Consider the following 14,124-nt stretch of genomic DNA (forward strand, 5'->3'; position numbering starts at 1 on the left):
GGCGGCTACGAGCAGGCCTTAGAAGTCCCAGCGGGTGCTGAGCATGAAGTTGCGTGGCTCGCCGTAGGCGGCAGAGTTATAGAAGCCGATGTTGGTGTAGTAGGTCTTATCGAAGATGTTGTTGACGTTCAACGTTGCCGACACGTTCTTGGTGAACTGGTAGCGGGTCATCAGGTCCACCAGCCAGTAGGACTCCTGGGAAAACTCCTCGTAGCCGCCTTTCGGGCTGTTGTAGATGTCCTGCCAGCCAACACTCTGCCAGCGAGCGCCGCCGCCGACGGTCAGCTTGTCGAGGTTGCCCTTGAACTTGTACGAGGTGTAGACGCTGACCTGATCTTCCGGCTCGAAGGTCGAGATCTTGATGTCGTTGTCGTCGCGCACAACCTTGTGGGTATAGCCACCCTGGAGCTGCCAGCCCGGTGCCAGTTCGCCCGACATTTCGACTTCGTAACCCTTGGTCACGGCCTTGGTGCCCTTGAACGCGTAGTTCGACGGTGTCGGCGTGCGGTTGTTGTATTCGTCGTCGGACACGGAACGGTTGGTTTCGTGGATCTCGAAGTAGGCGGCGCTGGCGTTTACACGACCGTCCAGGAAGTCTGCCTTGACGCCCAGTTCCCAGTTCTGGCCTTCATCCGGCTCGACCAGCTTGTTGTTGCGGTCGCGGTTGTAGCTTTCCTGCGGCATGAAGATATCGGTATAGCTGGCGTAGACCGAGTACGTGTCGTTCAGGTCGTAGACCACACCGGCATACGGCACGAACCGTCCGGTTTCCTTGTAGGTCGGGTTGTTGCCGGTGACGGTGTAGTCGACCACGCGGCCGCCGAGCAGCAGCTTGAGGTCGTCGGCGAGGTTCAGGCGGGTGGTCATGTACGCGCCGGTCTGGCGCACGGTGTCGTCGATCTTCGACTGCGGTGTGCCCCAATCCGGTTCGGTCGCGTTGCCGTGCCAGTTGTGGAAATTCACCAGGTTGGGGGCGAGGTTCCAGTAGCCATTGCCGTTCCACTCGGAAGAACTGATGGAGCCGCCGAGGACCAACTCATGCTCGCGGCCACCCAGGCTGAACGGGCCGCTCACATATAGGTCGGCGGAGTCGCTGACGGTTTCGCCGGTGTACTTGCCCGATGTCAGCTGCGAAGTGCCGTCCAGGTTGGGAGTGCTGCCCTGGATCGAGCCCATCTTCGCGTGGTAGCCGTTGATCTTGTGGTCCAGTTGCAGCTTGGTGACCCAGCCATCGCCGAGGTCGTGCTCGACTATGGCGAATAGGGTGCGGGTGTACTGCTCCCAGCTGCTCCAGTCGGCGGCGTTGTTGAACGAGCGCTTCACGTTGTTGCGATTACCCTGGGCGTCGATCAGCGGGAAGCTGCCGGACCAGGACGAGCCTTTTGGCAGGCTGTCCTGGTAGTCGCCACCCACGGTCAGCATGGTGTCCGGGGACAGGTCGAATTCCATGATGCCGTAGTAGACCGGGCTTTGGCGCTCATAGCGGTCCATGAAGGAATGCTTGTCCTGGTAAGCCGCCACCGCCCGACCCCGGACATTCCCGGTTTCGGTCAGCGGGCCGCTCACATCCAGCTCGCTGCGGTAGTTGTCCCAGGAGCCGGCGCCCACGCTGGCGTGGCCCTGGAACTCTGCGGTGGGCTTTTTGCGCACAAGGTTGATGGTCGCACCCAGGGAGCCTGCGCCAGTGAGCAGGCCGGTGGCGCCCTTGAGTACTTCGACCCGGTCATAGATCGCCATGTCGCTCAGGGTGTTACCCGCCGAATAGGCCACGTTGCGCGCAGTGGACGGAATGCCGTCGTACTGGAAGTTGTTGATGGAGAAACCACGGGCGTAGTAGTTGCTGCGCTCGGTATCGAAGGCCGAGACGGTGATGCCCGGCGTGTGGCGCATCACGTCGTCAACGTTGTTCAGGCCGAAGTCGTCCATGTGCTGGCGGGTGATGACGGTCACCGACTGCGGCGTCTCCTTGGGCGTCAGCACCAGGCGGGTCGAGGTGGCGATGTAGCCTGGGGTATAGGAACCGGTGTTTTCGGTCACGTTGCCCAGTTGGTTGGCGGTCACCTGGGTCGGGCTCAGTTCCAGCCCGGCGGAGGTACCGGCGGCGGTGACGGTCAGCGAATTGCCATTGAGGCTGTGGGTGGTCGACGTTCCTGACAGCAGGGTATTGATCGCCTGTTGCGGGTCCAGTTTGCCTTTGACGGCGGTGCTGTTCTTGCCTTGCACGTCGGTCGGGCTGTAGAGCACCTGCATGTTGGCCTGATGACCGAAGGCCTGCAGCGCGCTCCCCAGCGGCTGCGCGGGAATGTCCAACTCGATCTCTTGTGCCTGCACATAGCCGGCCACCGGCAGTGATATGGCCAGGGCCAGGGCGTTCGGCAGGAGGTTGATGTTCAGGGCCCGACGCATGGATAGCGCTTTGCTCAGTGGGCTGAGACCGAGTCGTGCTGGCATGGGTGTTTTCTCTTCTATGTTTTAAGTGGGCAATTATAGGTGTTTATTGAGTCTGGTTCTCATTACCACTAGTGAGACGTTCCTATCCCGGGAAACCGGAAAAGAAAATTCACGCCGGCGTCAGTTCGTGCACGACCTGGCCGGCGCGCAGGCGCACCAATTGGTCGGCGATATCGAAATAGCGGTCGTCGTGACTGATCACGATGATGGTCTTGCCCAGGCGCTTGAGGTCCGGCAGCAGCTCGGTATAGAAGATCCGGCGGAAGGCCGGGTCCTGGTCGGCGGCCCACTCGTCGAACACCAGCACCGGGCGTTCTTCCAGCCAGGCGTTGACCAGCGCCAGGCGCTTGCGTTGGCCGGTGGACAGATCGGTGGTGCTGAACACGCCATCCTTGACGCTGACCTTGTGGGCGATCTCCAGGCGTTCCAGGTATTTTGTCGCGCTGTCGAGTGACTGGGCGGCGCTGCCCTGGACCAGGTCATCGAACAGGTAGTAATCGGCAAACACCGTGGTGAACAGCTGGCGATAGTCGTCGCGCTCGGGGTCGCTCACGGCGTTGCCATTGAGCAGGATTTCCCCGGCCTGCGGCGGGTACAGCCCCAGCAGCAGCTTGATCAGGGTGGTCTTGCCGCTGCCGTTTTCGCCGACGATGAACACGATATCGCCCTGGGCGATGTTCAGGTCGATCGGCCCCAGGTGGAACGGTTCGCTGCCTGCCACTGCCGGCGGGCTGTAGCGCACACCGCGCAATTCCAGGCTGTTGACCACCGGTTGCGGGGCTTCGCTGTCATCCATCAGCAGGTGCGGTTCCGGCGAGGAGAAGCGCTGTGACAGCTCACTGATACGACCAAATGCAATCTTCGCCTTGCCCACCACCGGCAGGTAGCCGAGCAGGTGTTCCAGCGGGCCTTTCATGTACAGCAGCACCAGGACGAAACCGGTGATCACGCTAGGGTCGGGGTTGGGGTTATAGGCCTGCATCGCCAGGGCCAAGCCGATCACCACGAAGAACAACATCGAGCCAAAGGTCTTGGCAAGGATGTAGATGTTCACGGAACGCACCTGGATGTCGGCGATGCGGTCCGCGGTTTCCTGAATGCGCTGGGTGTTCATGCGAAAGCGCCGGGGCCGGTGCATGCGCAGTTCCTTGGCGCCGGAGGCAATGGCGTTGTAGTAACGCTGCAGCTCATCCTCGTGGCTGCGCGCCAGGTCGAAGCCCTGGATGCCTTTGCCGCCGGCGATGAACTGCACGGCACTGCCGATCACGATGGCGACCACCATCATCAGGAACATCGGTACCGACAGGTAGGCCAGGTAGCCCAGGCAACCCAGGGTCACTGTGGCCGCAATGGCCAGCGGTGTGAACGCGAAGGAGAAATCGCTGATGGTGTCGACGTCGTGGGTCAGTACCGGGATCAGCCGGTGGGAGCGATAACCCTCGATCTGCCCGATCGGCGCCGACAGCACCTTTTCGCCGAGGTCCTTGCGCAGGGCGGCAATGATCCGTTGGCCGACGTAATTGGTGCCGATATCGGAAATGATCGAACTGACCAGCGCCAGCACACACAGCGCAGCAAACGTCAGAATCACCCCCTGGGTCATCCCGGCGGCGGAGTGCAGCGCATTATTGATAGTCGCCAGCAGCAGCGTGATGGCCAGGCCACCGGCCATGCCCAGGGCGACGGAGACGCTCACGATGGCGCGAAAGGGCCTGAGCAATGCGAGCAAACCGCTGAAGGCGCCGCGCTTGGGGTCGGTCATAGGTACTTCCCGGAAAGTGAATGGAGGGGGCTGGGCACACAGACCCTTACCCATGACAAACGAAGCGTCGGCGCGAGTATTTAGCGCGGCGTGCCCGGCGGTGGCGGTGGCGGATAAATTGCCCGCTGCCTGGTTCGTTCTTGTTGGGTAGGCGCACGCGTAGGGTCGCGTGCCGGATCTATCCAGTGAGAGCGAACCAATGACGAAAAAGAACCTGGTGTATGTGTGGTCCCTGAGAAATGCCGCCGCCGACAAGGCCGGGCAGCCAGTGGCCTATAAGGACCACGAGCGCTACATGAAGTCGGTGCTGGAGTTTCTGGTGGGCTCGCTCAACGATACGTCGCTGGGCGAGGCCTATAACCTGGTGGGCGTGGTGTATGACGACGACGAGCAAAACCCGCGTGACCGGCAATTGGTCGCCGACTATGGCTTTGCCTATGCGCCGGGCCGCCAGTGGCTGTACCCGGCGGACCTGCGGGTGCAGGGGCGTCTGGTCAACGATTTGCTGCTGAGCGTGCCGTCCACCTACCGCCGCCTGCCGCGTGGCAGCGCGCAACACATCGCCGGCAAGCAGGACTTCGAACGCCGCCTGCACGACACGCTGGTGGAGCTGAAGGCCGATATCGTGGTGCTGGACGGCCTGCTGGTGATCCTCGATGAGCTGGTGCGCCCGGGTGCGCCATTTGCGCGGCGGATCATGAACATTCACCCGGGCATTACCCGTATCGAATCGCCCTACGAGCGCCGGGGCGCCTACGCCACCTGGAACGCCTTGTACGGTGCCCGTGGCCAGGCGGTGGTGGATTGGACGACCAAGGAGACGCAGCCGTGCGAGCCGCTGTACCTGACCGGTGCGTCGTTCCACTACGTGGACAACGGCATCGACTCCGGAGAAGTGTTCCACGACGTGCTCAAGACCGAGATTTCCCCGGACGACACCATCCTCGAATTGCGCTGGAACAACTTCAACAACAGCCTGTTTCCGGCGTTGCATGAAGGTTTGGAACGGTTGGCTCAGCAGGGCTGACGCACGCCCCCTGTAGGAGCGGGCTTGCCCGCGAAAATCGCCAACGATAACGCGTTTATCCTGGATAAACGCGGCGTACTCGGGGGCTTCGCGAGCAAGCTCGCTCCTACAGTGGGTGCAGTGGGTGCAGCGGGTGCAGCGGATGCAGTGGGTGCAGTAGGTGCAGTAGGTGCAGTGAGGGGATTTGTTGTTACAGGTCGCGCACTACCCGAAAACCGATCCAGTCCCCGCGTGTCTGCGGGTAGATGTTGTTGCGATTGCCCGAGCGCGAGAACACTGGCGCTTCGCCCCAGTCATTGCCACGGATCTGGTAGCTCTCGCAGTTCGGTTCCACCCAGGCGCTGCCGTCGGTCGGTGCGCCGATGTAGTTGGGGTGTTCGCAGTCGGCCACGCGCTCGTAGACGTTGCCGTGCATGTCGTACATGCCGAATGCGTTCGGCGGGTAGCTGCCGGCCGGCGAGGAAAAACTGTAGCCATCCGCCGGACCGTAAGTGTTGGCATGTTCGGCAATGCTGTAACCCTTGCCTTCGTCGAACGGAAACGGGAAGGGCCCGCTGGAGCCGGCGCGCGCGGCGTATTCGCGCTGGGCTTCGCTGACCATGTGGTACGGCTGCCCGGTCTTTTTCGACAGCCAGGCCACGTAGTGTTTGATGTCGTCCATGTCCATGCACACTGCCGGCTGACGCGGGCTCTGGGGGTAGCGCGGCTTGCTGGCGATGCATTCGCGGCCGGGGCGGGTGTCGCCGTCGGCGATCTTGACCCCGGTCTGGCGGATATAGCTGTCCCACTCGCCAGCGGTGATCTGGAAGCGGCTCATGGCGAACGGCTTGGCGAAGGTCACGGCATGCATCGGGCCTTCGTCCGGCTCGCGGCCGACCTCATCGTCGGGCGTGCCCATGGTGAAAGTGCCGGCGGGCAGCACCACCATTTCCGGGCAGTCCTTGCAGTCCTTGAATACTTTGCCGGGTTGCGGCGTGGCGGCCTCGGCCAGGTTGGGCAGCAGCGCTGCGCACAGGGCGGTGAGGGCCAAAGCGGTCAGGGGGGCGGATGGCGTCATGTGGGCCTCTCGTTCAAAGGGCAAAGGGCGTGCGTCGCCACCGCTGGCTCAGCACGGTCATGTTGTGCTCACGGGCTTACGTCGAGGGTGATGAGCGGTTGGCCAAGGGCCTGGCGGCTTTTTGTACCTGGTCCCACACCCGCAGAAAGTTGCCGCCCCACAGCTTGGCGATGTCGGCTTCGGAGTAGCCGCGCTGGATCAGCTCGGCGGTGACGTTGCGGATTTCGCCGACGTTGTTCCAGCCGTCGATACCGCCGCCGTCGTTGAAGTCCGACGCCAGGCCGACATGGTCGATGCCGATCTTGCGCACGGTGTAGTCGATGGCATCGCCCAGGTCCTTGAGGGTGGCCTTGGGTTCGTCATCGAGGATCGCGTACAGCGCGCTGGCGTACTCGCCGAACGTGTGCTCGGGCCAGGCGGCGATGATTGCGTCGCCCGGCATCAGGGCCACGGCCAGGTTGGGCAGGGGTGGCAGGTCGAAGCGGGCGCGCAGGCTGTTGAGCTTGTCCTGGGTCGGCTGGCTCAGCGGGCGCAGGTAGGCGGAGAAGGCCACGATCTGTACCACGCCGCCGCTGCGCTTGATCAGTTGCAGTTCCTTGTCGCTGAGGTTGCGCGGGATATCCACCGCCGCGCGCGGCGCCGAGTGGGAGGCCACCAGCGGCGTGCGGCTCAACTGCGCAACCTGTTCCAGGGCCTTGGTCGACATTTGCGACACATCGATGATCACCCCCAGGTCATTGAGGCGGTGTACCGCTTGCTGGCCGATGTCCGAGAGGCCGTCGAGAGCGTCGGTGGAGTCATTGAAAAATGGCAGTGGCCGCGACGAGTCGGACCAGGCGTTATTGCCGATATAGCTGAAGCCGAACATACGCATGCCGCGTGCTGTCCACAGGTCCAGCTGGTTCAGGTCGCTGCCCAGCGGGTAGGCGTTGAGCATGCTGATAAAGATCGCGAATTTGCCTTCGCCATGCAGGCGCCGGAAGTCATCCGGGGTGTAGGCGATGCCCACTTCGTTGGGGAAGTCGCGCACCATGCCGGAGATGATTTTGTAGCGCACTTCCTGCTCGTGGCGGGCTTCCTCGACAAAGCCGTCGCTGGGCCTGTGGGGAGCATTGGCGCCGTTCCAGATTTCCGGCCAGCCGAAAACCGTCAGCGCCGCCCCGGACAATCGCCCGCGACGCGCCTTGGCCAGGTCGAACTGGCCGCCGCCGTCGTGGTCGGCCTCATTGCCGGCGGTGCCGAAATCCAGCGGTACGGTGATATGGCTGTCGAACGACAACAGGCGCTCCTGCAGGTCATTGGCCTGCTTGATCACCGCCAGCGGGTAGCCGGCATTGCCTCGGAACCAGTGATCCCAGGCCAGGAAACCGGCCCCGGCGCCGATGACCAATGCCAGTGGCAGGCCGATAAACAGCGCCTTTTTCGAACGTGGTTTTGTCATTGCCGTCTCAGTCAGTTGAGGCCTTTGCTATCTGGGAAGAACGAGCGATGAGCGCGGAAATTTAGGCCTCGGCGACGGCGCGGTAAATTTCCCGCGCGAGTAAACGTTCTAGCTCTGATAACGCCGTTTCCTAAGGTAGACAATGACGATCTCTCGACGTGGGTTCATCGCAGGCCTGGCGCTGACTGGTGCCGCCGTGCCGGCGGCCTTATATGCCCATCGCGAGTGGACGCGTGAAGAATTCCCCATCACTCCCGGCGAAGCCACGGTGGATCTTGCCGATACCGCCGGCCAGCACCTGGCGAACACATTGCGCGGGGTGTGGAACCTGCGCCTTGAAGGCCGCGATGCCGGCCTCAAGGGTTTGCCCGCGCAGGGCCTGGCGTTGCTTCTCGATGTCGCGCCGCGTGGGCGAGGCCTGCGTGGTTATCTCGACACGGCCGAGCACCTGCGCGGCGATGGCGAACCCCGTTATCGCGTGTTGGGTGACTTGCTCACGGGCGAGGGCACCGAGCTCTATTGGCGGCTGATCGACCGTGATGCAGCCGACGGCGCGCCGGCCTATGAATTCAGCATGACCGTCGATGAAGTCTGGGGCGTCTTCGGCAACGCCGGCAGCGGCACCCTCAGCGGGCGGATCCTCGACCTCGACCGCCCCCTGGCGCTGACCGCGCCGGATAATCGCTTTGTTGCCCACAAACAGCCGTTTCCCGAAGCCCGCCAACGCATCGGTCTCAACCCTTCGCTGCTGGCCTGGCTGATTTCCCCCGAGCACCGCCTGTTCCACCAACTGTGGCACGCCACGCGCGACCAATGGCACAAGCTCTCCGAGGAAAAACGCGACGCCTTGCGTGGCATCGGCTGGCAGCCCGGCCCACGGGGCAAGGAGCGCGACGCGCGGGGCAAGCTCAAGGATCGCAACGGCTCGGGCATCGACTTCTTCTTCATGCATCGGCATATGCTCGGCACCGCACGTGCGATGCAAGACTTGCCGTCGTGGTCCGCCTTCCCCGAACCGCAACCGGCCCTGGAACGTGATCGCCTGGGCTTCCTGCGCTACTTCGACAACCATGACGGCTTTGCCCTGCCACCCACTTGGCTGGCGCCGGACGACGGTGACTACACCCAATGGGTCAGCGATATCAAAGCCGCCGAGACCTACCACAGCAACTTCCAGGTCTGGGAATCCCAATACCGCGACCCGCGATACCTGGCCAAATTGACCCTGGGCCAGCTCGGCTCCGAAATGGAACTGGGCCTGCATGACTGGCTGCACATGCGCTGGGCCTCGGTGCCCCGCGACCCCTCCAACGGCGCCCCCGTGCCCTTCGCCCGCGACCCGGCAGACTTTGCCGCGCGTTGGTATGCACCCGAAAACGACTTTCTTGGCGATCCGTTTTCCTCCCACGTCAACCCGGTGTTCTGGCACTTCCATGGCTGGATCGACGACCGTATCGAAGACTGGTTCCGCGCCCATGAGCGCTTCCATCCCGGCCAGGTCAGCCGCCTGGAGGTCAACGGCGTGGCATGGTTCGCGCCGGGGCGGTGGGTTGAAGTCGGCGACCCGTGGCTGGGCCCGGATACCCATGGCTGCAGCACCACGCCAGGCTTGCAGAGGGGGCGTTCGATGGAGATGGACCCAGAGATCATGAAGCTCGCCCTGCGAATTACGTTTGCTGCGCAAGACGAAGCGCTGCAGGGTTTGTTCAAACGGGTGCCGAAGCGGCCATGGTATGCGCGGCATTTGAAGGTCAAGGTGCGCGAGGTGTAGGCGTTTTTTGCTGGAGTTCGATGTTTATGATGTAAAGCTGAGACGGAGATGGTTTATCTTCTGGTCGGCACGTGGGTGTTTTTTATAGGTTTTAGTACTATAAACAATGGAAGATATTGAAAGAAATTTATATGGGTTTGTATATTTCTACTGATCTTTTATTGGGCGCCGGCACGGTTAAGAAATATCCGACAGTGAGATCCCTGTCTGTGGTTTAAATCTTCAATAATCTTTGCAAGAAAGATAATCTTTGTGCTTTGTGGGAAATATCCCTGATGCGCAATGGAAAGTTCCCGTCCGTGATCCGGGGGCTGGTAAGTTCCGGCAGTGATACTTCATTCTAGTGAGCAAGCGGACGCCATGTGCCATGTAGCGCTTTGGTTTCCGGAAAGGGAATTTAAGTTGATTGAATTCCGGTTTTAATTTCCATCTGACCGCAGATCAATGCTGTTGGATAACTCACGGAATGAAACGATGACGCTAAGCAGCTTTCAAAATGAAGTGCCCAAGGCCAGGGTTAATATCAAGCTCGACCTGCATACCGGCGGTGCGCAGAAAAAGGTTGAGTTACCTTTGAAACTGATGGTGCTGGGTGACTACAGTAACGGTAAAGAACAGCGTCCGCTCTCCGAGCGCGGCAAGGTTGATATCAATAAGAACAACTTTGACAGCGTCCTGGGCGAGTTCTCGCCGGGTCTGAAACTGGCTGTCGACAACACCTTGGACGACGATGCGTCCGACACCGCTGTCGAACTGAGTTTCCGGTGCATGAAGGACTTCGAGCCTGAGCAGGTCGCACGGCAGATTCCACAACTGCGTGCGTTATTGGCGATGCGCAACCTGTTGCGTGATCTGAAATCGAATCTGCTGGACAACGTGACCTTCCGCCATGAGTTGGAGCGCATCCTCAAGGATGACGCGCTCAGTGACGAACTGCGCGCTGAGTTGGCTGCCTTGGCGCCTGAAGAAGAGCGTTAATTCATAGCGGTAATTTAAAAGGGAAGTTAAATCATGTCCTTAGAACATTCCAACGTGCAAGCGCGCGGCGCTACAGTGTTGTCTGAAGAGTCTGCGGGTGTTTATGCTGCGCTGTTTAACAAGATCAATTTAAGTCCTGTTGCTGAATTGGCCGGTATTGATATCTTCCAGAACTCGGATGCGCTGTCCGAGGTGTCCGCCGATGAGCGGGTGACGGCAGCGGTCAGTGTGTTTTTAAAGTTGCTTAAGCAATCGCCGCAAAAAATCGAGCGTTTGGATAAAGTCCTGTTGGATGAGCATATTGCTTCGTTGGACCGGCAGATTGGCCGTCAACTCGATGCGGTCATGCACCATCCGGACTTCCAGCGCGTCGAGTCAACCTGGCGCGGTGTGAAATCGCTGATTGATCAGACGGATTTCCGTCAGAACGTTCGCATAGAACTATTGGATGTCAGCAAGGACCATCTGGTGCAAGACTTCGAGGACGCGCCTGAAATTGCCCAGAGCGGCTTGTACCTGCATACCTACACGCAGGAGTACGACACACCGGGGGGCGAGCCGATTGCGGCGGCTATTTCAAACTACGAATTCGATCGCAGGCCTCAGGACATCGCGCTGCTGCGCAATATTTCCAAAGTCGCCGCCGCCGCCCACATGCCGTTTGTGGGGGCTGTAGGCCCAGCGTTCTTCGGCAAGGAAACCATGGAGGAGGTGGCCGCGATCAAGGACATCGGCAACTATTTTGATCGTGCCGAATACATCAAGTGGAAGTCATTCCGTGACAGTGACGACGCGCGTTACATCGGCCTGACCATGCCGCGGGTCCTGGGGCGCTTGCCCTACGGGCCCGACACCGTTCCCGTGCGCAGCTTCAATTACGTCGAGAATGTCAAAGGGCCGGATCACCACAAGTACCTGTGGACCAACGCATCGTTTGCCTTTGCCGCGAACATGGTCAAAAGCTTCATCAGCAACGGTTGGTGCGTGCAGATACGTGGGCCGCAGTCGGGTGGTGCGGTCACTGAACTGCCTATCCATTTGTATGACTTGGGCACCGGCAATCAGGTCAAGATTCCTTCCGAAGTGATGATTCCGGAAACCCGTGAGTTCGAGTTCGCCAACCTCGGTTTCATTCCGCTCTCGTACTACAAGAACCGCGACTATGCGTGTTTCTTCTCGGCCAACTCCGCGCAAAAGCCGGCGCTGTACGACACGGCCGACGCCACCGCGAACAGTCGAATCAACGCACGCCTGCCTTACATTTTTCTGCTGTCACGCATTGCTCACTATCTGAAGCTGATCCAGCGCGAAAACATTGGCACCACCAAGGACCGGCGTTTGCTGGAGCTGGAGTTGAACAAGTGGATCGGCGGGCTGGTCACCGAGATGACTGATCCGGGCGATGACTTGCAGGCCTCACACCCGCTGCGGGAGGCGAAGGTCACGGTGGAAGACATCGAGGACAACCCCGGTTTCTTCCGCGTCAAGTTGTATGCCGTGCCGCACTTCCAGGTCGAGGGTATGGACGTGAACTTGTCACTGGTTTCGCAGATGCCCAAGGCCAAAGCCTGATTCAGTCGTAGGGAAACGATGCCATGAATATCGATCGCCCTCTGTGGGCCGCCGGGGCGTTGCTGTCGCCGCAACAATTCCAGCAACAGGCGCGCTGGGAGGCTTGGACCAACGAACAACTCGCGCACCTGGCCCTGGCGCACCCCTGGGGTGTCCAGGCGGTAGGGTTCGACCTGGATGCATTACGGCTGGGTAAGCTCAAGGCGACTCAGTTGCGGGTCCGCATGCCCGATGGCACCTGGATCGACACCGAGCAGGTCGACCGCCTGCCTCCGGCCTTGGAGCTGGCGCAGTTGCTGGCCGACGAAGATCAGGACGCGTTATTGCACTTGGCCTTGCCCCTGGAACAGGCGAATGGCGACAACTGCCTGTTCGACGGTGGCAGGGCCGATCGGCCCACACGCTATCGCCAGTCTTGGCGCGACGTACAGGATATGTATGCTGATGAGGTGCAGTCGATAGGCGTGCTGGAGCATGCACTGAGCCTGCGCCTGCAGCGCGACGATAATGCGGACTACATGACGTGTCCGCTCGCGCGCCTGGTGCGCGACGGGCAGGGCGCCTGGAGCCTCGACTCGGGCTATGTGCCGCCGTTGCTGAGCTTCGCCGCGCACCCGGGGTTGCTGAACCAGTTGGACAACCTGTTGACGCAATTGTCCGCCAAGCGGCAACGGCTCATGGGCATGCGGCGGGAAAGCAATCAGCGCATGGCCGACTTTGCCGTCGCCGACGTGTCGCTGTTCTGGCTGCTCAATGCGTTGAATACCTACCAGCCGGTATTGGCCGATCTTCGGGAGTTTCCCGCGCGCCACCCCGAGCAGGTCTACCAGCAACTGATCAAGCTCGCCGGTGGCCTGCTCACGTTTTCGCTGGAACACGACGTGGACAAAATCCCCGCTTACCGGCACACCTCGTTGGAGGCAGTGTTCCCGCCGCTGATGCACACCCTGTCGCTGTTGTTGGAGGCCAGTCTGCCGTCGCGGGTCATTGCTTTGAGCCTGGAGGTGCAGGGGACCAATCGTTGGCAAGTCACGCTGAATGACCCGCGTTTGCGCGAGCGTGAGGGGGCCGATTTCTATCTGTCGGTGCGCAGTCGGCTACCGGCGGCGCAGGTGCAGGACCAGTTCCCGCGCCTGTGCAAGATAGGTACGCCGGATGAGGTCGATTATCTGATCAACGCGGCGCTCGACGGGGTGCCGTTGCAGTCCCTCAGCCATGTGCCGGCGGCGATTCCATTGCGCCTGGAAAATCAGTACTTCGCGCTGGATCTCGGGCATTCCAAGGGGCAGGCGGTGCTGGACGAAGGGGTCTGTGCTTTCTACGTTCCCAGCAGCTTGGTCGACGTCAAGCTGGAACTGTTTGCGGTGCTGCGCTCATGAAACCGACGCCTTCCAACGAGCAAGCCGCAGCAGCGGTGGATATCGATGCGCTGTTACAGGACACCTACCTATTGGTGGTCGAGTTGCGCCAGGGCGCCTCGGTGCAACCTGGCCGGGAGTTGGGCCAGCTTTGTATCGAACAGGTTGAGCAAGCTCGGCAGCACCTTGAACGGGCGGGCCTGAGTCAGCGCAACATCGACCACATCAGTCATGCTCAATGCGCGCTACTCGACGAAACGGTGCTGACCTGCGCTGACGCAGATGCCCGCGCTGCCTGGGCCAGCGAACCGCTGCAGGCCAAGTTCTTCAATCGTCATCAGGCCGGTGAGTTTCTGTACGAGGCCATGCGTGACGTGTTGAGCGAACCCGCGCCGGACCGGCATGTGTTGACGGTATTTCAGCGCGTATTGATGTTGGGTTTTCGCGGGCGCTATCGTGATTTGAGCGACCCCGGACGCGAGCAACTATTGGCTGCTCTCAACGCACAGGTGGCGCCGTTCAAGGTCAGCCAACACATGCCGACGCAGGTGGTCGGTGGCGAACTCAGCGCGGGTTTTGGCTGGCTGCGCTCGCCCTTGATTCATCTGCTGACAGTGGCCCTGTTGCTGGTTGCGACGTGGTGGGGATTGGATCATCTGCTGAGCGATGCGATTGCCTCGCTCTTGCCTGATCAGGGGTAAGTGCGG

At 61.0% G+C, this 14,124-nt stretch carries 10 protein-coding genes; 6 read left to right on the forward strand and 4 right to left on the reverse strand.

Annotation, left to right across the window (positions count from 1 at the left end; genetic code table 11):
• Nucleotides 1-18: 18 nt before the first annotated feature.
• The gene (locus PverR02_RS13510) at nt 19-2,451 is read right to left on the reverse strand and encodes a TonB-dependent siderophore receptor (RefSeq protein ID WP_193791661.1); all 2,433 of its coding nucleotides are present in this window, start codon (nt 2,449-2,451) and stop codon (nt 19-21) included.
• Between the two features lie 109 nt (nt 2,452-2,560).
• Complete coding sequence (locus PverR02_RS13515; RefSeq protein ID WP_079443621.1) at nt 2,561-4,213, reverse strand: cyclic peptide export ABC transporter; 1,653 nt, start codon at nt 4,211-4,213, stop codon at nt 2,561-2,563.
• Between the two features lie 199 nt (nt 4,214-4,412).
• Here PverR02_RS13515 and PverR02_RS13520 point away from each other — a divergent pair, with 199 nt between their 5' ends.
• Nucleotides 4,413-5,240 (forward strand): N(5)-hydroxyornithine transformylase PvdF, encoded by an 828-nt coding sequence (locus tag PverR02_RS13520; RefSeq protein ID WP_079443622.1) that lies wholly within the window; start codon nt 4,413-4,415, stop codon nt 5,238-5,240.
• Nucleotides 5,241-5,430: 190 nt separating this feature from the next.
• On the opposite strand, the gene pvdO is transcribed toward PverR02_RS13520, so the two are convergent.
• Together pvdO and pvdM are read right to left on the reverse strand one after the other, a co-directional pair.
• Nucleotides 5,431-6,297, reverse strand: coding sequence for a dihydropyoverdine dehydrogenase (pvdO, locus tag PverR02_RS13525; protein ID WP_046487059.1), 867 nt, complete (start codon nt 6,295-6,297; stop codon nt 5,431-5,433).
• A gap of 76 nt (nt 6,298-6,373) precedes the next feature.
• On the reverse strand, nt 6,374-7,738 hold the full coding sequence (pvdM, locus tag PverR02_RS13530; RefSeq protein ID WP_079443623.1) for a pyoverdine-tailoring dipeptidase-like protein PvdM: 1,365 nt from the start codon (nt 7,736-7,738) through the stop codon (nt 6,374-6,376).
• 142 nt (nt 7,739-7,880) lie between these two features.
• Here pvdM and pvdP point away from each other — a divergent pair, with 142 nt between their 5' ends.
• From pvdP to tssL, 5 genes are all read left to right on the forward strand, one after another.
• Nucleotides 7,881-9,509 (forward strand): pyoverdine maturation tyrosinase PvdP, encoded by a 1,629-nt coding sequence (pvdP, locus tag PverR02_RS13535; RefSeq protein WP_079443624.1) that lies wholly within the window; start codon nt 7,881-7,883, stop codon nt 9,507-9,509.
• Between the two features lie 474 nt (nt 9,510-9,983).
• Nucleotides 9,984-10,487, forward strand: coding sequence for a type VI secretion system contractile sheath small subunit (gene tssB / locus PverR02_RS13540; RefSeq protein WP_046383738.1), 504 nt, complete (start codon nt 9,984-9,986; stop codon nt 10,485-10,487).
• 33 nt (nt 10,488-10,520) lie between these two features.
• Nucleotides 10,521-12,059 carry a type VI secretion system contractile sheath large subunit gene (tssC, locus tag PverR02_RS13545; RefSeq protein ID WP_046487050.1) on the forward strand — a complete coding sequence of 513 codons (1,539 nt, stop codon included), beginning with the start codon at nt 10,521-10,523 and terminating at the stop codon, nt 12,057-12,059.
• 23 nt (nt 12,060-12,082) lie between these two features.
• The gene (gene tssK / locus PverR02_RS13550; RefSeq protein ID WP_079443625.1) at nt 12,083-13,438 is read left to right on the forward strand and encodes a type VI secretion system baseplate subunit TssK; all 1,356 of its coding nucleotides are present in this window, start codon (nt 12,083-12,085) and stop codon (nt 13,436-13,438) included.
• A complete protein-coding gene (gene tssL, locus PverR02_RS13555; protein ID WP_057004771.1) occupies nt 13,435-14,118 on the forward strand; it encodes a type VI secretion system protein TssL, short form in 684 nt (227 codons plus the stop codon). Before tssK ends, tssL begins: the two co-directional genes overlap by 4 nt.
• The last annotated feature ends 6 nt before the right edge of the window (nt 14,119-14,124 follow it).

The organism is Pseudomonas veronii, from assembly GCF_002028325.1.
Lineage (GTDB): Bacteria > Pseudomonadota > Gammaproteobacteria > Pseudomonadales > Pseudomonadaceae > Aquipseudomonas > Aquipseudomonas veronii.

What these genes read in the sequence shown, in the direction of transcription:
- PverR02_RS13510 (WP_193791661.1), bottom strand. Translation starts at nt 2,451, where the DNA reads ATGCCAGCACGACTCGGTCTCAGCCCACTGAGCAAAGCGCTATCCATG.
- PverR02_RS13515 (WP_079443621.1), bottom strand. Translation starts at nt 4,213, where the DNA reads ATGACCGACCCCAAGCGCGGCGCCTTCAGCGGTTTGCTCGCATTGCTC.
- PverR02_RS13520 (WP_079443622.1), top strand. Translation starts at nt 4,413, where the DNA reads ATGACGAAAAAGAACCTGGTGTATGTGTGGTCCCTGAGAAATGCCGCC.
- pvdO (WP_046487059.1), bottom strand. Translation starts at nt 6,297, where the DNA reads ATGACGCCATCCGCCCCCCTGACCGCTTTGGCCCTCACCGCCCTGTGC.
- pvdM (WP_079443623.1), bottom strand. Translation starts at nt 7,738, where the DNA reads ATGACAAAACCACGTTCGAAAAAGGCGCTGTTTATCGGCCTGCCACTG.
- pvdP (WP_079443624.1), top strand. Translation starts at nt 7,881, where the DNA reads ATGACGATCTCTCGACGTGGGTTCATCGCAGGCCTGGCGCTGACTGGT.
- tssB (WP_046383738.1), top strand. Translation starts at nt 9,984, where the DNA reads ATGACGCTAAGCAGCTTTCAAAATGAAGTGCCCAAGGCCAGGGTTAAT.
- tssC (WP_046487050.1), top strand. Translation starts at nt 10,521, where the DNA reads ATGTCCTTAGAACATTCCAACGTGCAAGCGCGCGGCGCTACAGTGTTG.
- tssK (WP_079443625.1), top strand. Translation starts at nt 12,083, where the DNA reads ATGAATATCGATCGCCCTCTGTGGGCCGCCGGGGCGTTGCTGTCGCCG.
- tssL (WP_057004771.1), top strand. Translation starts at nt 13,435, where the DNA reads ATGAAACCGACGCCTTCCAACGAGCAAGCCGCAGCAGCGGTGGATATC.